This window comes from Trichocoleus sp. FACHB-40 (assembly GCF_014695915.1).
Taxonomy (GTDB): domain Bacteria; phylum Cyanobacteriota; class Cyanobacteriia; order Cyanobacteriales; family FACHB-T130; genus Funiculus; species Funiculus sociatus.
In genome coordinates this window covers 270,493-290,995 of record NZ_JACJPF010000098.1, presented here as the reverse complement: position 1 = coordinate 290,995, position 20,503 = coordinate 270,493, and the positions used below count along the sequence as shown (strand labels likewise).

At 43.8% G+C, this 20,503-nt stretch carries 11 protein-coding genes; 1 reads left to right on the top strand and 10 read right to left on the bottom strand.

Annotated features, from left to right (window positions below):
- Position 1: 1 nt before the first annotated feature.
- A complete protein-coding gene (locus tag H6F63_RS22235) occupies positions 2-3,025 on the bottom strand; it encodes a tetratricopeptide repeat protein (RefSeq protein WP_190639591.1) in 3,024 nt (1,007 codons plus the stop codon).
- A gap of 304 nt (positions 3,026-3,329) precedes the next feature.
- On the bottom strand, positions 3,330-6,908 hold the full coding sequence (locus H6F63_RS29515) for a PAS domain S-box protein (protein ID WP_199298199.1): 3,579 nt from the start codon (positions 6,906-6,908) through the stop codon (positions 3,330-3,332).
- A gap of 711 nt (positions 6,909-7,619) precedes the next feature.
- Between H6F63_RS29515 and topA the strand changes: the two genes are divergently transcribed.
- Positions 7,620-9,953, top strand: coding sequence for a type I DNA topoisomerase (gene topA, locus H6F63_RS22215; RefSeq protein ID WP_190639590.1), 2,334 nt, complete (start codon positions 7,620-7,622; stop codon positions 9,951-9,953).
- A 136-nt stretch (positions 9,954-10,089) separates the two neighbouring features.
- Here the strand turns inward: topA and trpD are convergent, their stop codons facing one another.
- The 8 genes from trpD to H6F63_RS22175 form a co-directional block, all read right to left on the bottom strand.
- Positions 10,090-11,118, bottom strand: coding sequence for an anthranilate phosphoribosyltransferase (gene trpD / locus H6F63_RS22210; RefSeq protein WP_190639589.1), 1,029 nt, complete (start codon positions 11,116-11,118; stop codon positions 10,090-10,092).
- 182 nt (positions 11,119-11,300) lie between these two features.
- Positions 11,301-12,362, bottom strand: coding sequence for a 3-deoxy-7-phosphoheptulonate synthase (aroF, locus tag H6F63_RS22205; RefSeq protein WP_190639588.1), 1,062 nt, complete (start codon positions 12,360-12,362; stop codon positions 11,301-11,303).
- Positions 12,363-12,457: 95 nt separating this feature from the next.
- Complete coding sequence (gene trpB, locus H6F63_RS22200) at positions 12,458-13,684, bottom strand: tryptophan synthase subunit beta (RefSeq protein WP_190417499.1); 1,227 nt, start codon at positions 13,682-13,684, stop codon at positions 12,458-12,460.
- A 261-nt stretch (positions 13,685-13,945) separates the two neighbouring features.
- Positions 13,946-15,202 carry a tyrosinase family protein gene (locus H6F63_RS22195; protein ID WP_190639587.1) on the bottom strand — a complete coding sequence of 419 codons (1,257 nt, stop codon included), beginning with the start codon at positions 15,200-15,202 and terminating at the stop codon, positions 13,946-13,948.
- Between the two features lie 90 nt (positions 15,203-15,292).
- Complete coding sequence (trpA, locus tag H6F63_RS22190) at positions 15,293-16,105, bottom strand: tryptophan synthase subunit alpha (protein WP_190452882.1); 813 nt, start codon at positions 16,103-16,105, stop codon at positions 15,293-15,295.
- Positions 16,106-16,167: 62 nt separating this feature from the next.
- Positions 16,168-17,121 (bottom strand): zinc-dependent alcohol dehydrogenase family protein, encoded by a 954-nt coding sequence (locus H6F63_RS22185; protein ID WP_190639586.1) that lies wholly within the window; start codon positions 17,119-17,121, stop codon positions 16,168-16,170.
- 94 nt (positions 17,122-17,215) lie between these two features.
- The gene (gene trpC / locus H6F63_RS22180) at positions 17,216-18,121 is read right to left on the bottom strand and encodes an indole-3-glycerol phosphate synthase TrpC (protein WP_190639585.1); all 906 of its coding nucleotides are present in this window, start codon (positions 18,119-18,121) and stop codon (positions 17,216-17,218) included.
- A 35-nt stretch (positions 18,122-18,156) separates the two neighbouring features.
- Complete coding sequence (locus H6F63_RS22175; protein WP_190639584.1) at positions 18,157-20,427, bottom strand: anthranilate synthase; 2,271 nt, start codon at positions 20,425-20,427, stop codon at positions 18,157-18,159.
- Positions 20,428-20,503 lie beyond the last annotated feature (76 nt).

Here is a 20,503-nt window from a genome sequence, read left to right as displayed (position 1 = left end):
TCTACGTTTGCGAAAGTCCTTTTTGAACAACCTGTTTATAAAAATCTTCAAGACTTGCTACACAAGTTTGGTCGTCATAAAGATAGTCATGGCGAGCCTTAATTTTTTCTGCAACGTTGCGCCGCCAAACTGGGTCTAAACCCAACTTTACAGCAATATCAATATATTCTGCTTCAGTTTGAGCAATTGTCTCTGTTACCCGTAACATTCTGAGAATGCCATAAGAATGACGACCTCGCATAAATTCTCCAGGACAGGTGACGACAGGTAAATTGCAAGCGATCGCATCTAATGTAGTATTACCTCCCGACCAGTCTAAAGTATCAAGATAAACATCTGAAACTGAAAGCAGCATGAAATACTCATTTCGAGGTAAAACAGGTGAGAAAATGCAATAATCTTCACTATTTAAACCTACTGCTGCAAAAGCTCGTTGCAGTCGTTGCTGCGGAATACCTGCACGAAGAAACATAAACTGAGCTTGAGGAACCCGACGGGCAATTTCTGCAAAAATATAATCATGTTGCGGCAAATATTTATAAGGTGCTTGGCTAGATAAATAAACGACAGCATTATCCCGTAGGGGAAAATCTGCTCGTGTTTTTGTCAGTCCAGAAATATCTGATTTTGGATAAGATACTCCGATATTTGGTAAACGAATCAGAGTTTCCGAATAATGTTCTTGCCCATTATCCGGTTCCATTAAATCGCTGGATAAAAAGTAATCTATAGTAGGTAAGCCAGTAGTTACTGGATGTCCCCAAACTACACATTGAACAGGAGCAAGACGCAAACCAGCTAGTGGCATCGTTGGAGCATCCATCCCAATTTCTGGGAAAACAAGTATATGTATTTTATCTGCAATAATTTGTTCGCAGACGGCTTCGAGATTATGGGGAATATGGTGAAATACATCACTGTATTTATGAAATAATTTCGTAATAGCGTCTGGCTCATTCCCTGTGTAGTAACAGTAAACTTCAAAATTTTCCTTATCGCAGTGACGTAGATAGCCAGTTGACAAAAATGTTCCACTCCAACTATGCAAAAAACCTGAAACATAGCCAACACGAATTTTTTTGTTATCCTTCAGGGATGGCATAGATAGCGGCTCTACCCACCGTGGATAGTTTGCTGCCATAATTTGATGGACTAAATTACCATACTGGCGTTGCAACTCCAGATCGTTGTGAGCCTGGTAAGCTAAGTGAAAATTTGTGACGCTACCAATACCTGCAAGAACATTTTTTTTGTCTTCAGGAGTTTCTAGAGATGTCTGTTGAATTAAATTTTGTAAGCCTTGTGTAAATCGCTGACGATAAAAGCTGATTTCCTCTGGAGTATTATAAACAGTTGGTAATATTAAATTATTGAATATTTTAAAAACATATTCATTAGGCAGTAATCGCGATGCCATCTCAGCACTTGATATGGCTTCTTTGATTCGGGCATTTTCTTGCAATATTTTTATTAGGTAAAAGTGAAGCTTGCCAGCCGTCGGGTGAATGACAATACCTTCTTGAAGCGTATTGATAGCTTCTTCTACTCGATTCAAATGTCTAAAACATTCGCTCAAATTAAAATAAAGTTCTGCCTCTCCCGCTTGAAGTTCTACAAGTCTTCGATATTGCTCAATCGCCTCCTCATATTTCCCTGACTCATAAAATTTATTTCCCAAGTTTAGAAGAAACGCAGCTGGATTAGCTTGGGCTGTCAATGCGATTTGCAAGTTGTTCAATATATCGGTATCATTTGGCTTGATTGACAGAGCTGTTTGATAAGCCTCAATTGCTTGAGTCAGTAGGTTTTGTTCCATCAAGAGGTTTCCCAAGTTGAGGTAGCTACCGAAGTGGTTGGGGTTAGCTGCGATCGCTTGAAGATAAACTGCTTGGGCCTGCTCAACTTCGCCCGACTGAGTGAGAAGATTACCTAAATTGTTGTAAGCTTCAATCAGGTGTGGTTCCAGCGTGATCGCTTCTTTATAAGCCGAAATTGCCTGATTAGGTTGATAAATTTTCTCCAAAGCGAGACCTAAAACATAGTAAGCTTTAGCTTGAGAATTATCAAAATTTAGTAAAGTTAAAATTGATTCTATGGAGTCTTGATATTGCTCCATTTCATAATAAATAATTCCCAAATTTAGCCACGCCTGGGTATCACTATCACGCCACAGTAAAAACTCGCGATATTTTTTCACTGCGGTTGAAAATTGCCGTTGCTGATGCAGTGATAAAGCTTCTTGATAAAGCTGATCTAACGCCTCTTCTTTTTGTTCAATAAACTGTAATTTATAAATAGCCTGAACAACTGATTTTTGGCGCAATTGGGTGAAAGTAGACCAGGGATAGTTAAATTTTCTAGCTGAATCCCAACTGAGAATCTGAATCCCATTCCAAAAAGTGTAACAACCGTCTCCTGCTGTCCGCAAATCTAGTAATAGCTGGCATTCTGGATTAGCAGCCATAAAGTCCCAATTAGCTTGACGCACTGTTCCCCAGTTACTATCATCCACAATAATCAGGGCTTTTTCAGCCAGAAAAGGTTTAATTAGAAGTAATCCTAATAATTGCGATCTATAGTCGTGAGCGCCGTCATACAAATAAACGCCGATTTTCTCTTCTGGCTTGATTTCTCGAAGCTCTAATAAAAATTCTTCAAAGTCTTGATTGCAGAAATAAACTTGATCTTGAAGATTAAACTTAGATAAATTATCAATTAATTTTTCCAGATTTTCACCCACTGGATCAAATTCAGCAAAATTGTCTACAGCGTATGCCATTCGCTCTGAATGATTGAGGAGTGCGCCAATTAAAGTCGAACCTTGATAACTGCCAACCTCGCAGTATATTTCATCTGGTTCCATGCACTCCACAGCAAAATTCAGCAACTGCATCACGTTTGCTGTCGTCATCCCTTGAACTTGATCTAGTGCCTGTTGAAATCGTTCTGATTTGGGGCGAACAGAGTCTTCCCCCCAATTTTCATATAAGTTAGGCAGTTGGTCGATAAATCTCTGATAATCCATGTTCAAATTCCTCTTGCTTACTTGAAATTTATTTAAATAAATTAAAATAAACCATACATATTATACTTTTTTAGATACTAAATTATAAAATAATCACAATAAGAGAATTATTGTATATTAAGACAGATTCTACAAAAATAAAGTAGGTTATGGTGGTTAGCATTATTGTATAGTTACGATAGCTAATTATAAATATATTAGGCACAATTTTAATAAATTTTACCATAAAGTTCTATAGCAGCTGCGGCACCGCAGCTGCTGCTAGGAAGGGGAAAGAGAGCGATCGCTACCGCTACTCTTGCAGCTAATTGAGAATTTCGTGCAAGGCTTTTAATAACTCTTCTGCTGTGAAGGGTTTCGACAAAAATGTTTTGATGTTGCTACCTATACTTGCAGCAAGTTTATGATTTGACACCAGTCCGCTGACAGCAATAATCTTGAGAAGCGGGTTAATTTTTTGCAAGGCGCGGATAGTTGTCGGGCCATCCATAGATGGCATCATCATGTCAATCAACACAGCGCTAATTTCCAATCTGTGTTGTGCGTACAGCGCGATCGCTTCAATACCATCACTAGCAGTTAGCACCCGATAGCCGTAACTCTCTAGGGATGTTTTTGTCACTTCACAAATGGACTCTTCATCATCAACAACTAGAATCAATTCTCCGTTTCCTGTAGGTAGTTCGTGACGCTCTTCGTTTTCTTGATCTGTTTCAGTTGTCTCTATTGCTGGTAAATACACCTTAAATTGCGTTCCTTTTCCTACTTCGCTATACACATTAATAAAGCCGCCATGTCCTTTAATGATACCAACAACTGTTGAAAGACCCAGTCCAGTACCTTTGCCAAGTTCCTTGGTTGTAAAAAATGGTTCAAAGATTCTATCTAATATTTCACCAGGAATGCCCATACCACTATCCACGACAGTTATCACAATATAGGCACCAACTTGGGCATCTATATTCATCCGGGCATAGTTTTCATCAATGAATAGATTTTCAGCAGTAATACTCAAACTACCGCCATTTGGCATCGCATCGCGAGCATTAACACAGAGATTCATTAAAACTTGATGTAGTTGTGTGGCATCTCCAGAAACAGGCCACAGGTCTATCATCGATACATCAGTGGAGATTTCGATTGATTTAGGAAAAGTTTGCTTGGCAATTTTCTCTATTTCATAAATCAGGTGTCCCACTTGCAACATCATCCGCTCACCTTCAACTCCTCGCGCAAAAGACAGAACTTGCTTAATTAGCTCGGCACCGCGCTTAGCATTTGTTTCTAATAGGGTCAATATCCGCTGACTACGCTCATCGGGAAGCACCATTTCTAGGATTTGAATTGATGCCAGAATTGGCGTTAGTACGTTGTTCAAATCATGAGCAATACCGCCAGCAAGAGTCCCGATACTCTCCATTCGCTGAGCGCGAAGAAACTGGGTTTCAAGTTTTTTCTTTTGAGTAATGTCAGTGTCAACAGTGAGGATTGATTTGGTTTTCTCTTCTTCATCGCGGACAAGTGTCCAGCGGCTGGCGACAATAACTTCCTTACCGTTTTTGGTGACTTTATGCAATTCCCCTTGCCACTCACCTTTCTCTAGCGCAATATTTTGGGCTTCTAGGAGTTGATTTGAAGGATATTTATACAATAGGTACTCGGCATTTTTTCCGATGGCTTCTTCTGCCTTCCAGCCATACACTGCCTCAGCTCCTTTGTTCCAGAATAAGATTTTGTTGTTCAAATCTCTAACCAGAATCGCGTCTGTTGCTACATCGAGTAAAGCAGCTTGTTGGCGGATTTTCTGTTCTGACTGCTTGCGTTCAGTGATGTCTGTATGGGAGCCGGCCATTCGCGCAGGATTCCCCTCTTCATCCCAAAGAGCTTGTCCCCGATCTAGAACCCATTTGTAGGTTCCATCTTTGCACAGTAGTCGATGTTCACTGATATAAAACGGTGTTTTTTTCGCAAAGTGATCTTCGATTAATTGTGTCATCAAAGCGATATCATCTGGATGGACTCTTTTCCGCCATTCATCTATATGGTTGGCAATTTCACTTTCTTCATAACCCAGCATTTCCTTCCATCGTGCTGAGAGAAAAACTTCATTAGTTTTTACATTCCAGTCCCAAATGCCATCATTGTTGCCGCGCAAAGCTAATTGCCAACGTTCTTCACTTTCTTTGAGTGCTTTTTCAACCCGCTTCCGCTCGGTGATGTCATTAAAATAAACCGATAAACCTTCTTTAGAGGGATAGGCGTGGACTTCAAGCCAGGTATTTAATGGTTGGTAAAATTCCTCAAATTCAACAGCTACTTGTTCGGTTATTACTTTGTGATATTGATGGAAGAAAACTGAGCCAACAGATTCGGGAAATTTATCCCATATATTGCAACCGAGGACTTCGGCTGCGGCTTTATGTAAAATTTGTTCTGCTTGCCGATTAAAATAAGTAAATCGCCATTCTTTGTCTAAGGTATAGAAGGCATCAGTGATACTTTCAAGAATGTTTTTCGTGCGGTTGCGTTCTGCTTCAGCTTCGGCGCGTGCCTCTTGTTGTCTGTTTAAAAGTTGAATGCGTTCTTGTTCAGCAGCAATGCGATCAGTAATATCTGTCTGAATACCGACAAAGTAAAGTAAATCATCTTTATCTGAGAATACGGGAGAGATTTTTACTTCGTTCCAGAATGGCTTACCATCTTTGCGATAGTTGAGGATGGTGGTTTTAACTTCTCGGCGTTGAGCGATCGCGTTTCTAATCAGCGCGATCGCTTCTTTATCTGTCCCCTCTCCTTGCAAAAACCGACAGTTACGCCCTAACGCCTCTTCTGGCTGATACCCAGTCATCCGCGTAAAAGCAGGATTAGTATAAATAATCGGGTTGTCCGCCTGGTTCGGATCTGTAATCACAATTCCATCTGAGACAAAAGCCACAGCACGCGCCAGTCGCAGATTTTCGTCAGCAGCTGCCTTAAGCGCTTCCTCAGTAACTTTGCGTTCGGTGATGTCGCGAGTAAAGCACCTTGTGTGGATAAATTTATCATTTTCCCACAACACGTTTGAATCAATTAGTACATACTTAATCGAGCCATCTTTGCACAGCAGACGCGCCTCATAGTCATGCAGCGTTTCTTTTGCTTTTAACCGTTGGAGGATATCTTCTATTACCTCTTTGTCTGCATGGAAATTGCCGATATTCTGACCAACATACTCTTCCCAAGAGTAGCCAAGAAGATCCAATTCCGCCTGGTTTACCCAGAGAATTTCTCCATTTGCTCCCACCCAATGCAACCCAACGACTCCATTTTCTAAGAAGTCAAAAAGATCCTTTTCTCTAGTGCTTAGCTTCGCCTCAAGCGTCTTGGCGCGGGCGATATGGCGTTTTTCTTCAGCTAAATTACGCCTTAATTCTAGTTGGCTAACTACCTGACGGCTTAGCGCTTTAAGTGCCTCTACTTGTTGCGAACTCAGCTGCCTTGGTACAGTGTCAACGACACATAGTACCCCGATCGTCTGCCCCTCTGGTGTAATTAAAGGTGCGCCAGCGTAAAACCGGATATGGGGAGAGGAATTCACCACGGGGTTTGTGGCAAACTGTTCATCAGCCAAGGTATCAGGAATAATCAGAACGTCGCCCCTGTTGATACAAGCGGGAGATAAACCGATATCTCGCGGTACTTGGGAGATATCTAAACCGACCTTCGACTTGAACCACTGACGGTTCTCATCGAAAAGATTTATCAACGCGATTGGGGTTCCACAAATCTGCGCGGTTATTTGAGTAAGATCGTCAAAAGCTGCTTCCGGATCGGTGTCGAGAATCTGATATTGGTGAATCGCTTCCAGCCTCGCCGCTTCATTTTTTGGTAGTATATTGTTCATTTTATTATTCCTACTTTGACAAGAGCAAAGGGAGCAACCACCTTTAGAGCGATCGCTTGCTAAGTCATCGCTGATTTCTGTGACGCAGTGAAAAAGCATGAGAAATATTAAGCTATTAGCTACTCGATAAGTCTTATTAAAGTGTTCCCTTTTGTTTCAATGGACTAACGCTTCTGTTGAAGTCCTCATAGAAATTACACAATTCCTACAGACCTACAGATTCAACCACTAAGTAGAAGCGATCGCCTATGGGTACTCCCTAGTCGCTGGCGCTAAGAGTGATTTGCGTAGCTTGAAGAGATAAATGGTGGTTTTGCTTCTTCCATTTTTGATTAAAATAGTTTATTCGTATCTATTATTAATTTTATGCCATCCATCTTGAGGCGGATTATCGGATATTTATACGAAATATTTTCTTTTATAAAGATTATTATAGATTTATTTGAATGCCGTTTCGTTCATAAATCACAAATCGCAACATATCCCCCAACTCCCCACCTGTGGCGAATCCTCTCCTAACAAGAGAAGCGACTGATGATTGAATTAAAGGTAACGCGGCACAGGTCAAAACAAATCGCCACAAACCCTACTTGTCAGGTGAAATCTGGGAAAATAAGCTGAATAATGCTTATTTAACAAAGAATTGCTTTTCTTAAATCTCTTTTTAAGCCGCATATAGCTTTCTTTAGCAGAAAAGAACTTGGAGCAACAATGAAGCTTGTCTTAATCGAATCGCCGGGTAAAAAAGAAAAATGGCAAAAATATCTTGGTAGCGGCTTTAAAGTCATGGCAAGTATAGGTCATGTCGTCGAACTAGCCAAAGACGGTGAGGATGCACTAGGGTTTGACATGACCGACAACCGGGTAATTTGCCGATTTGTTCCTCGCAGCGATCGCGCTAAAAAAGTGTTAGGGGAACTAAAAAAAGCTTCTTCAGCAGCAACAGAAGTAATATTTGCAACAGACCCAGATAGAGAAGGCGAATGTATAGCTTACCACCTGGCGCGAGAATTAAAAGTCAAAAACCCCAAGCGGGTTAGAACCAGCGAAATAACCGAAACAGCCATCAAAAAAGCAATTAAATCCCCCAGTTCCCTTGACCAAAATCTGATCAATGCAGCCTTGGGAAGAGCAGTATTAGACAAACTGGTAGGATTTCGCGGCTCAAAGCTGATTTGGTCGCTCAACAATGGAGCCAAATCAGTAGGTCGAGTTCAAAGTGCTGCATTACACCTGGTTTGCGATCGCGAAAGAGCGATAAAAGCCTTCGTTCCAGAAGACTATTGGAGCGTATGGGTAGATTACGCTGAAGGATTTCGAGCTTTTTACGCCGGACAAGTTAATACTCAAGACACGCAAGAATCAGAGCGGTTAGATACAACAGATGATTCGGAATTACCAAGCAATGAAAAAGAAACGGGAGCGAGAGTGCGATCGCAATCTCAAGCCGATACTCTAGTGCAAGCAGCTAAAGCTCATCCTCACAGCGTACTGAGTGTAATTAGTAAGCAAGCAGTTAAAAACCCACCCGCAGCATTTACAACTAGCTCGCTCCAGCAAGCAGCATCAACGCGGCTAAAGTTAAACCCACAGAAAACAATGCAGCTGGCACAGAAATTATACGAAGGCGGGTTTATTACCTATATGCGTACAGATAGCACAGCTTTGTCAGCAGAATTTTGTGCTTCAGTGCGGAAGTATTTAGCCGAAAACGATCCAGAAAACCTTTCAGACAAGAGTGTAAAACATAAGAGTTCTAGTAGCTCTCAAGAGGCTCACGAAGCAATCCGACCAACAGAGATTACCCGCACGCCAGAAGTAATGAAAAATCAAGTGGGAGCCGAAGAAGCGGCATTATACGACTTAATTTGGCGGCGTGCCTTAGCTTCTTTATGTCAAGCGGCTAAACTTTTAAAAACCCGCATACTTACTCAGTCAGGAAATATCACCTGGGTTGCATCCGGACAAGTTTTGCAGAGTGAAGGATATCTGCGTTACTGGAAAGATATTGCAGGAGACGTGGTATTACCTACCCTCAAACAAGGTCAGTCATTAACCTTGAAAAAGGCTGGTGCTGATAAAAAAGAAACTCAACCGCCACCGAGATATTCAGAAGCAAAATTAATTTCATTAATGGAAAAGTTGGGAATTGGCAGACCTTCCACCTATGCTCCGACTGTAGCAACTCTGAAAGAGCGGGAATATGTAATTGTCCAAAAGGGAAATTTGGTACCTACACCTTTGGGACTGGAAGTTGATGAGTTTATGGGACGGGCGTTACCGGATTTAATTAAGTCAGATTTTACCGCAAAAATGGAGCGAGAATTGGATGCGATCGCATCCGGCAAACTTGACTGGGAAAAGTACGTAATTAACTGGAACCAGGACTATTTTGCACCAGCAATATCTAAAGCAAAGCAGTTGGTAACACCTGCTGCAACGGGAGCTATTAAGCAAATCTCCAGCAAGAATTCTTATCCAGCTCAAGTTGAAAATAATAATTACCCGGTTTCTCGTTCTTCCAGCAGCACAAAACGCGCTCCACAAAAATCTCGCTCTTTACCAAAAAGCGATTTTCCTCAAGTCACGGAAATCGTTTGTCCCAAGTGCAGTAGATTTTTGACCAAAGTTACTTCTAAATCTGAGAAAGTGAAAGCAGGTCACTTCCTCAAATGTGATGACCGTGCTGGTGGATGTGGTGCAGTGATGTTCATGAATGAACACACTAAAAAGTACGAATTGCCTTACTCAGAACGTTCGGCAAAAAGCTCTGATTCAGAAAAATTGACAAGTTATTCTTGCCCGGTTTGTAGTTCTTTTTTGGAAAAGTTTGGTTATTCCGACAAGAAAACCGGAGAAGCTAAAACAATGCTGAGGTGTTCTAATGCTGATAATAGGAAAGGTAGCTGTAAAGAAATCGCTTTTTGGTGGACTAAAGAAGGTAATTGGTGGTCAAAAGTGTATGGGGAAATTGGAGAAAAGACTGTAAACTCCCGAAAAACCGTAGCAAAAACCCGGTCGTCTTCGTCTGCAAAACGAAAGTAGTGGGAATACGATCGCGCAGAAATCGTTTCCTCTATCAGCTAGTAACTATAGCAATCCTATTTAAGTTTTGAGATGCCAGGGGTTCAGATCCCCGACTTCTTTAGAGAAGTCGGGGATCTCGCCTTCACTTGCCTGATTAACGCCTATCTTGCAAAGGTATGCACTCGTTAAGCGTACTCTTCTGTTCGGTCATCAGAAACTGGCGGAACTGTTTAAAAAATGCTTCTATAGTTCCATCTGCTAATGCACGCTGAACTGTAATAATAGCCTTTTCCACAGTGTAATTTGACTCGACTAGAGACAATGCAAATGCTGCATTTAAAGTTACCAGATCGACAATATGTTTCCGCCCCTGCCCGCTGATTATAGCTACGAATTCAGCGGCATTAGCTGTAGCATCGCCTCCGGCAATATCGGATACTTGCACAGTCGTCATCCCGAAATCTTCAGGTACGATTTCTCTTGTAGTAATGTTATCTTGTACCTCGATTATTTGGGAACTACCAGCTAAAGTAATCTCATCAAGTCCATCCGAACCAGTCACAACTAACGCTTTCACTCCGAGTTCAGATAAAGCTTCCGCAATAACGAGAGCTACTGATGGATTGCCACAGCCTACCATTTGGTGAACTGGTTTACTGGGATTGAGTAATGGCCCTAATAGATTAAAGACAGTAGGTTTTCCTACCTCAGATCGTGCAGCAGCGATCGCGCTAAAAGCAGGATGCCAATCACGAGCAAAAAGAAATGTTAACCCGGTGTTCTGGAGACTCTCAACGGCGCGTACTGTGAGTGCAGATAGGGAAATCCCTAATATTTCCAGTAGGTCGAAAGATCCATTAGGCTTTACCGAACCGCGATTGCCGTGTTTAGCAACTCGAACGCCAAGGGCAGCAACAATAAACGCTGCCGTTGTCGAAACGTTGTAGCGTGGCTGACGAACGCCTCCAGTACCAACTATATCGAGATCGACGCGACCAAAGTCCGCCTTTCGTCTTTTCTCCCAGAGGGAATCGCGATACCCCAGTAGTTCTTGGGGTCGTGCGTCCAGAATCGGTCGGGACTGAAGGAAGCTGACGATCTGATCGTGTTCAGCGTATCCTGACAACAGAAAGTCCATAACCTCGCAAGCCTGAGAACGTGTCGGGGGTATCGATAGTTTCATATATGGTTAGTTTTTCTAGAGACTTGCCTTCAAAGAGTGTAGTAGCGTGTCCAGGCTAAAGTGGTAGCGATTGTCTTGCTCAAGGCGATCGCTACTATAGCCCGATCCAGAGTTATGAGATACCAGCCCTTCAGATACCCGACTCTAAGAAGTCGGGTATCTCGTCACGAATCATTTACAAATTAGACAAGAGCTGGAACAGATTGAGGCCAGCGGTTCATAGCTTTACCAATGATGGACAATTCCTGCATGAGGCGATCGAAGCGCTCTGGAGTCAGGGATTGGGGGCCATCAGACAAAGCTTTAGCGGGATTGGGGTGAACCTCAATCATCAGAGAATCTGTGCCAGCTGCGATCGCTGCCATCGCCATAGAAGGCACATACTCGGCTTTGCCTGTACCGTGACTGGGGTCAATCATAATCGGTAGGTGCGTCAGACTTCGCAACACAGGTATCACTGACAAATCCAGCGTATTCCGAGAGTATTGTTGATCGAACGTGCGGATACCGCGTTCGCAGAGAATTACATTCGGGTTCCCAGCTGCCAACAGATACTCAGCTGCCATCAACCATTCTTCAATCGTGGCTGCCATTCCCCGCTTTAGCAAGATTGGTTTATTCTGCGCCCCCACTTTTTTGAGCAGCGAGAAATTCTGCATATTGCGAGCGCCTATCTGGATAATATCCGCTACTTCTGCTAATTTTTCCAAATCAGCAGCATCCATGAGTTCGGTGATGATACCTAAACCTGTCGCTTCCCGCGCTGCTGCTAGCAAACCTAGAGCGCTCTCACCATGACCTTGAAAAGCATAAGGTGAAGTGCGAGGCTTGTATGCACCTCCCCGCAAGAATTTTGCGCCAGCTGCCTTAACTCGTCGTGCCGTCTCGACGATCATTTCTTCATTTTCAACTGAGCAAGGCCCTGCCACAACTACCAGTGGATGGTTTTCTCCAAAATGAACAGGCCCGTTAGGAGTGGGTACCACTACCTCACTCGCCTCACCATGATGAAAGGCACGGCTAACTTGTTTAAAGGGTTTCTCAACTCGCAATACCTGCTCAATCCAAGGGCTAAGTTCTTGCAGTTGCAATGGATCTAATGTAGCGGTATTACCCACTAGACCTATTACAACCTTATGTTTACCGACGATTTTTTGTGATGTCAGCCCCCAAGAAGAGCTGAACTCTTGGCTAAGGCGATCAATCTCCGCTTCTGGAGAGCCGCTTTTCATAATCACGATCATCTTTTAAGTCCCTGTTAATATGTTTGCGTACAAAATGTTCGGATCGTAATTAGGCTTCACCCAAAAGCAGTAGGGTGAAGTCTAATCAGTAGGATTTAAGCAATGTGCAAAAACTTGGCAACTGTTTGCACATCCTTGTCTCCACGCCCAGAGCAGTTAATGACAATGCGTTGATTGTCAGCTAGTTGCGGGCAGAGAGTTTCTAAGTATGCGATCGCATGAGCAGTTTCCAGCGCTGGGATAATCCCCTCCAACTGCGACATTCGCTTAAATGCGTCTAAAGCTTGTTGATCTGTCACGCTGTAATATTCGGCGCGCCCAAGTTCCTTGAGATAACTATGCTCAGGGCCAACACCGGGATAGTCTAGTCCAGCGCTAATAGAATGCGCCTCAATAACTTGACCATCATCATCTTGCAGTAAGTAGCTCATTGCACCGTGCAGAACACCAATTCGCCCTTGCGTCAGAGTCGCTGCGTGCTTCTCGGTGTCTACACCTTCACCCGCAGCTTCAACGCCAATCATCCGTACTGTTGATTCATCCACAAACTCGTGGAACAGTCCGATTGCGTTGGAACCACCACCCACACAAGCAAGCAGAATATCCGGTAGCCCTCCCCATTTTTCCAGACACTGGGCGCGAGTTTCTAAGCCAATTACCGCGTGGAAATCGCGCACCATCATTGGGTAGGGATGGGGCCCGGCAACGGAACCGAGAATATAATGGGTAGTCTCCACATTTGTCACCCAGTCTCGAATCGCCTCCGAAGTGGCATCCTTGAGCGTTCCTGTTCCTGCTTCCACTGGACGGACTTCTGCCCCCATCAGCCGCATCCGAAACACGTTGAGAGCTTGTCGCTCCATATCGTGAACGCCCATGTAGATTACGCACTCCAGACCAAAACGCGCGCAAACTGTTGCGGTGGCGACACCATGCTGACCTGCGCCCGTCTCAGCAATAATTCGCTGCTTGCCCATGCGCTTTGCTAATAGCACCTGAGCCAGCGCATTGTTAATTTTGTGAGCGCCTGTATGGTTTAAATCTTCGCGTTTGAGGTAAATTTGGGGCCCTGTGCCATCAGGCCGAGCATAGCGGGCAGTTAAACGCTCCGCGAAGTACAGGGGGCTGGGTCGTCCCACGTAGTCTCGCATTAGGTTTTGCAGTTCCTCTTGGAAACTAGGATCGCTGCGATATTGCTCAAACGCTGTTTCTAGCTCACTGAGGGCAGGCATCAAAGTTTCCGGTACGTACTTACCGCCGAACCGACCAAACCGGCCCAAGATATCGGGGCGCTGGGTAATAGGTGAAGCTAGAGTATAAATGTCTTTTGTGGTTGTCACTGTTAATTTCCTCTATCTGTTGAGTATTTTGCTGATGATTAAGCAGGTAGGCGCAATTAAATTTCACTTACTAAGGGTTGGTAATGGGTAATAGGAAAGACTTCCTCCCAATTAAAATGGCATTGACTTAACGAGAATTGAGTTTTATCGTAGGTTGGGTTTCATGACTTCAACCGAACAAAAACAAAGGAGGCGTTGGGTAACGCTATCACTCAACCCAACTTACAAGCTTGTAATTAGCTATTAGCCATTACTAATAGTCAATGTTTTCTGTTTCTTTTTGTGCTTGGAAAGAGAACTTATACCCAAAAGACCTAGACCTAATAAACCTAATGTAGAAGTCGGTTCCGGAACCGAAGCTGAAGTAGTGTCATAGGTGTAGCCCATTTTCCGGTAATCTAAAACGTCTGCGGGCGTGACAATATCATCAGAGTCAAAAACTGGTAATAGGGATAGTAAATCTCCTAGCCCTTTACTCGCTGGAGTGGACATACCTCCATCCCAAGGCCACATTGGATCGTTGAGATTGTGTCCATAAGGCTGACCTTCCGAAGGATAAAAATCGCTTCCTTCATGTCCATTATCCTGCCACTCAGCCCAGAGACGATCCACATTAGAATGATTTAGCCAAAATACTGGATCGTTTACAGAACTGGGGATGTTGCTCATCGTTCCTATAGGCTGGAACGTGGGTCGGTTCGTAGTTAAATCAATACGAACCCCACCGACTAAGCCATGAATATAGTTATGAGCAAAGCCTCCATTAATTACATTACCGTCTTTATCAAAAGAAATAAATCCTTCTAAAGCAGGACGAAAAATTTGGTAATCATCGAGGGCAAGAATTCGATCTATCTCTGCTTTAGGTATTGGGTAATCAGTAGCAGGAGGTACTTGCAGAAAACGTAAGAGTGACGTACCCAACGATTGGTTTGTAGATGGATCGATATGTAAGTCTTTGTTCAGAACCCATCCACTAGCTTCTGAGAAATTACCGGATACAACCGGGCCTCCTTCAAAAGCTCCCGCGCCTGGGATATTGATAGTTACGCCTTGACCATTTGACCCCATAAAATCGGGTTGGAAGATAACGTCAAGGGCTGTAGGATCTGTCCAATCCCAGTAGGGAACCGTTACGCTTGGGTCTACTGATTGTAAGGCTCGTTCAAATCTGCGTACATATTCGCGATGCCACGGCAGAAATCCTGAATTTTCATGAGCAGTATCAATATGATGATGCTGATGTTCTTCATGCCAATGGATTACGCTCATGGCTCCCAGATGTACGGCAACAAACTGGTCGTAAATATTGAGAGCGCTGCCTTCTGGAATTGTGGTTTTTAAAGTTTTGATAGCGTTAACGAAGTTGTTTTTTTCCTCAGAAGTAAGGTCAACCACGTTTTTTCTAACAACTAGGTCAGCTGCGATCGCTTCCATACCGAACAAGCTAACAGCTATACCAAAGCTTAATATTTTAACAGATTTATGCAAAAATCCCATGTTTTTTTCGCTTTCGGTTAACTTCCTCACCGCCAAAATCAGAACTTAAAAATGAGAGCTAAAAAACGTTTCATTTTTAAGTTTTGATTCTTAATGCTTGATTAATTGGGGGGTAATCGCTTCTTTCAACTCTCGACAAAGTTCCTCAACAGCTTGCAGTCCTTGAGTTGGAGTACCAGATGCCAAACGTTTCACAAAGGCACTTCCCACAATTACGGCATCTGCACCCCAATCCTTTACCTGACGAGCTTGTTCTATTCCAGAGATGCCAAAACCAACGCCGATCGGTTTGTCGGTTACGGCGCGCATCTCTACTAACAAATCCTTAACACGTCCTTGGACTTGCGATCGCATCCCGGTAACGCCAGTGACACTCACCAAATAAATAAATCCCTGAGACTGTTGCGCGATCGCTTCAATACGTTCCTTGGAACTGGTGGGAGCCGTCAGCAAGATTACTTCAATGTCCAAAGCAGCAGCTTGCTGTAGCAGGTTTGAAGCCTCCTCCAATGGTAAATCGGGAACCACCAGCCCTCTTACCCCTGCACTCGCAATGTCCTCTAGAAACTGCTGAATGCCCCGGTTCAAAATTGGATTGTAATAAGTAAATAGGATTAGAGGCGCTTTTAAGCCAGGACTGACAGCTTGAAGCATCTCTAAAACCTGTTCTAATTTGGTTCCCTGTTGCAAAGCGCGAGTCGCTGCGGCTTGAATCACAGGGCCATCTGCCAGCGGATCTGAATAGGGAACGCCCAACTCAATCATGTCAGCACCATTGCGATCTAAGATTCGTAAAGCCTCTGCTGTTGTATCCAGGTCAGGATCTCCAGCTGTGAGAAAAGGAATCAAAGCGCACTGGTTGCGATCGCGTAAAGACTCAAAACAATCAGAGATAGAATTCATTCTGATATTCCTTTAAAAATGGCTAATTGCTAATGGCTAATTGCTTTGGAGTAATTAGCAACTTATGCAACTTGTAAAACGATTTTGCCGCGCACGCCCGCGCCACCCTGTTCGAGCCTTTCATGGGCTTGGTCAACTTGATTAAGCCCAAAGGTCATCCCGACAACAGGCTTAATTTGACTTCGTTCAATTAAGGTTCTTAGCGCTTCGAGTTTAGGGCGGGGACGCTCTAAATGGACAAAGTGAACAGTAATATTTTTCCCAATAGCCATATTGAGGTCGCCTTGTACACCAGTCACAGTAACAGCACGACCATCAACTTTGGTTGCTATCAGGCTTTGGGCGAAAACTTCGCCGCCAACCGTACTCAAGCAAACGTCAACCCCTTGTCCGGCTGTTTCGCGCTGAATGATCTCAACAAAGTTTTCGTTTCGGTAGTCAATTGCTCTGTCTGCACCGATGGACTTCACGAAATCAACGTCGTAGCCGCCGCAAGTTGTATAAACGTATGCACCCGCCGCCTTAGCGATTTGGATAGCAAACGAGCCTACACCTCCTGCACCACCGTGAATTAGTACAGTTTCGCCGATTTTGATGTTTGCCCGGTCGATCAGTGCAGCCCACGCTGTACCGCCTGCTACGGGTATGCTAGCTGCTTCTTGATGGGATAAATTTGCAGGCTTTTTGGCGACAATCGATTTATTCGCTACATGATACTCAGCGTTGGCACCGTCGCCATCCATAAGTCCGATGGCATAATATACCTCATCGCCTACTTGAAAATCCCTCACATTTTCCGCGATCGCTTCGACGACACCGGAAACGTCATAGCCGAGAATTGCGGGTAGTTTGATTCTTGGGCCAAATACCCCTTGACGCACCCCACAGTCAGCAGGGTTAACGGAGGTTGCATAAACTTTCACCAAAAGTTCGTTTTTACCTGGTGTTGGTTTATCTACCTCGCGGAGTTCAAAGACTTCTGAACCGCCGAAGTCTTTTATAACCATTGCTTTCATGGGATCACCTCAATACATCTCGGTTAGTCGTGTTCATCTGGCAAAAATCCTCCCAACCCCCTTTTTTAGGGGGGCTATTGTTGAGTTAAACCCGTTAAAAAGCAGAGCTATTTATACCAGGGGTATGCTCCTCAACTCCCTTTTTAGGGGGGTCGCCGTAGGCGGGGAGATCAAGCCTTAGCAGACTGCGTACAGCTTGCTCTATATCGGGTTGCTTAACTAAAGACTCTCCTACCAGAACTGCACGGACACCAGCCTCAGCCACAAGGTCTAAATCAGCTCTTGTGTACAGACCAGATTCACTGACAACCGTTATCCCTAAACTGTGCAACTTTTCCCGCCGCTGTGCCATTATTTGCTGTGTAGTTTCTAGTGAGACCGTAAAATTCTCCAGATTACGGTTGTTAATCCCCACTAATCGCACGTTTGAGAGCTTTAGCACCCGGTCGAGTTCTGCTAAAGTATGCACCTCTACTAGCGCGTTCATACCCAGATCACAAGCAATATTCAGAAAGTTTTGCAGCTCTCGATCTGATAAGATGCCTGCAATCAGCAGCACGGCATCCGCTCCCACCGTCCGCGCTAGATAAATTTGGTAGGGGTCAATGATAAACTCTTTGCAGAGTAGCGGTAGTGTGACGCGCTGACGAATAAGATGCAGATTTTCAAAGCTACCCTGGAAGAATTTGCGATCGGTTAGCACAGACAGACAGGTTGCTCCACCCCGCTGATAGCTTTGCGCGATCGCAACTGGATCAAAATCCGCTCGAATTACTCCTTTACTAGGTGACGCTTTCTTGACTTCTGCAATCAAACTAGGGCAATTTGAATGCTGTAAAGCCATCAGAAAATCCTTTGGACAAGGAGCATCATTTAGCTGCTCTTGAAGAGTTGCTAAAGGTAGCTGTTCTTTGCTTTGAGCAACTTCTTGCTCCTTGTACTTTACAATCTTTTGCAGAATATTGACTTCGAGATTTGGCGGATTGCGATGGATTTGCATTGGGGTAACTTGAGTTAAGAACAAACGCGATCGCTTTAATGTCGGACAGTGGAAAAGTCGGAATTAATTTGCGAATTCCCATCCAGATTTTCCTGAACAGTCATCTTCTCTTCCACCAGATTTGAAGAATCACTACCTTTTGCATAGGTACGGATCGCGTTGATAATAATCGCCAGACCAACTTCTCCACCAAGCGTCATGATAGATTCTGGGTGAAACTGGACTGCGGCGATTGGGAGTATCTTATGCTCAATTCCCATAATCACATCATCATGGGAAATAGCTGTAACTTTCAGTTCTTCAGGCAATAAATCTTGCAGAGCAAACAATGAGTGATATCTACCGACTTCAAAAGATTGCGGTAAGTTTTGGAAAAGACCCGATTCTGAATCTGTGACAAAAACACGCGATGACTTACCATGTTGTGGATAGTTGAGAACTCCCAGTTCACCCCCGAAAGCTTCAACAATTCCTTGCAACCCTAAACAAACTCCGAAGATGGGAATTTGTCGCTGTACGCAAGCTTTTACCATTTCTGGTACATGAAATTCACTGGGTCTGCCAGGGCCAGGAGATAAAACAACCAAGTCTGGATTACTATCAAGAATTTCTTCTGAAAACCCATGACGTAGCGTTGTGACTGTAGCACCAGTCTGGCGGATGTAGTTAGCAAGGGTATGCACAAACGAGTCTTCATAGTCAATTAATAAGACTCGCTTGTTTTCTCCAAAACGAACTTTCCCCTCGCCAACTACCGAACTATTTGGCAGAACTTCAACACTCGTTTGTTTAGCTTGGCGAATTGTTTGAAAAAGAGCTTCTGCCTTAGTGAGAGTTTCCCGTTCTTCCGCTTCTGGAACCGAGTCATAAAGGACAGTAGCACCAACTCGAACTTCTGCGATCGCATCTTTCAAACGCATAGTCCGCAGAATTAAGCCAGTGTTCAGATTGCCATTAAAAGTTAAGCATCCAACGGCCCCGCCATACCAACGTCGGGCGCTACGTTCGTGCTGTTCAATAAACTGCATTGCTGCCCGTTTTGGAGCGCCCGTCACCGTCACTGCCCAAGTATGACTTAAAAAGGCATCCAAAGCATCAAACTCAGGTCGTAATATTCCTTCAACATGATCTACTGTATGGATCAAGTGACTGTATAACTCAATTTGGCGGCGACCAATTACTCTTACTGATCCAGGTTCGCAAATGCGGGATTTGTCATTACGATCGACATCAGTACACATTGTTAACTCAGATTCATCCTTGCGGGAATTGAGTAACTGACGAATGCGATCCGCGTCATCAATAGCATCTTGTCCGCGCACGATAGTACCGCTGATCGGACACGTTTCAATGCGCCTTCCTTCAACACGCACAAACATCTCTGGAGATGCACCAATCAGATATTCCCCACCTAAATTAAAGATGAATCCATAGGGACTAGGATTTATCTGCTTTAATGTTTGGAAAAGTTTAGCAGGGGAGGTTTCGCATACTTCAAAAAAGCTTTGACTGGGAACGACCTCAAACAAATCGCCTCTTTTGAAGTAATCAAGCGCTTTGTTAACTTGGTTGGCGTATTCTCCGGGGGCATGGTCAGATATTTGATTGCGGGTAAGACATTTACCTTTGTAATCAATTACCTCACCTGTACGAGGTAAACCATTGGTATTGCCATGCACAGTATCAAATTCATATTGGATACGATATGCGCTCTGAAGGTAGTAGTCAACTATCGTCAATTCATCAGGCAGATATAGCACCAAATCCCGCTGATCTGCTGGACGTTCTTGAAGCTGGGAAACTGACTCAAACTGATATACTAAGTCGTAGCCAAACGCGCCATATAACCCCAGATGCTCGTCTTCAATGCTGTAAAAAGAATGTAGAATATCGCGAACAATAGTGAAGACAGAAGGTTGCTTGCTGCGCTCTTCTTCGGGGAAAGATTCTTCTGTTGGTTTTATAGAACCAGTGATAAAATACTTTTCCAGAGTGATTTCCTGAAGTTGCGATCGCGACTTTAAACGCTCTGCCAAATAAGCCAAAAGCACCACCCCGCGCTCGTTAAGTGCTGTCAGAGTGAAAGAGCGATCGCGTGTAGCGAGTTCCAAGGGTGGATTAACAAAACCTATAGCCCATCTCTTGTATCTTCCTGGGTATTCGTAGCTGCTTGCAAGCAAACCTCCTCGCTGAGAATTAATGCGTCCCAAAATCTCTTCAATGGCAGTTTCCATTGAAATCTCGATTATGGAACGAGTTATGTGAACGCCGCCTCTGGTTATATAGCTGTGGGAATCAAAAAACATAATAAAGTCAATCCAAGTTCTAGTTAAAAGTCGGTATTAACAGCCCTATTTGAGAAAGTTACCCAACTTAGACTCA

What these genes read in the sequence shown, in the direction of transcription:
- H6F63_RS22235 (WP_190639591.1), bottom strand. Translation starts at nt 3,025, where the DNA reads ATGGATTATCAGAGATTTATCGACCAACTGCCTAACTTATATGAAAAT.
- H6F63_RS29515 (WP_199298199.1), bottom strand. Translation starts at nt 6,908, where the DNA reads ATGAACAATATACTACCAAAAAATGAAGCGGCGAGGCTGGAAGCGATT.
- topA (WP_190639590.1), top strand. Translation starts at nt 7,620, where the DNA reads ATGAAGCTTGTCTTAATCGAATCGCCGGGTAAAAAAGAAAAATGGCAA.
- trpD (WP_190639589.1), bottom strand. Translation starts at nt 11,118, where the DNA reads ATGAAACTATCGATACCCCCGACACGTTCTCAGGCTTGCGAGGTTATG.
- aroF (WP_190639588.1), bottom strand. Translation starts at nt 12,362, where the DNA reads ATGATCGTGATTATGAAAAGCGGCTCTCCAGAAGCGGAGATTGATCGC.
- H6F63_RS22195 (WP_190639587.1), bottom strand. Translation starts at nt 15,202, where the DNA reads ATGGGATTTTTGCATAAATCTGTTAAAATATTAAGCTTTGGTATAGCT.
- trpA (WP_190452882.1), bottom strand. Translation starts at nt 16,105, where the DNA reads ATGAATTCTATCTCTGATTGTTTTGAGTCTTTACGCGATCGCAACCAG.
- H6F63_RS22185 (WP_190639586.1), bottom strand. Translation starts at nt 17,121, where the DNA reads ATGAAAGCAATGGTTATAAAAGACTTCGGCGGTTCAGAAGTCTTTGAA.
- trpC (WP_190639585.1), bottom strand. Translation starts at nt 18,121, where the DNA reads ATGCAAATCCATCGCAATCCGCCAAATCTCGAAGTCAATATTCTGCAA.
- H6F63_RS22175 (WP_190639584.1), bottom strand. Translation starts at nt 20,427, where the DNA reads ATGTTTTTTGATTCCCACAGCTATATAACCAGAGGCGGCGTTCACATA.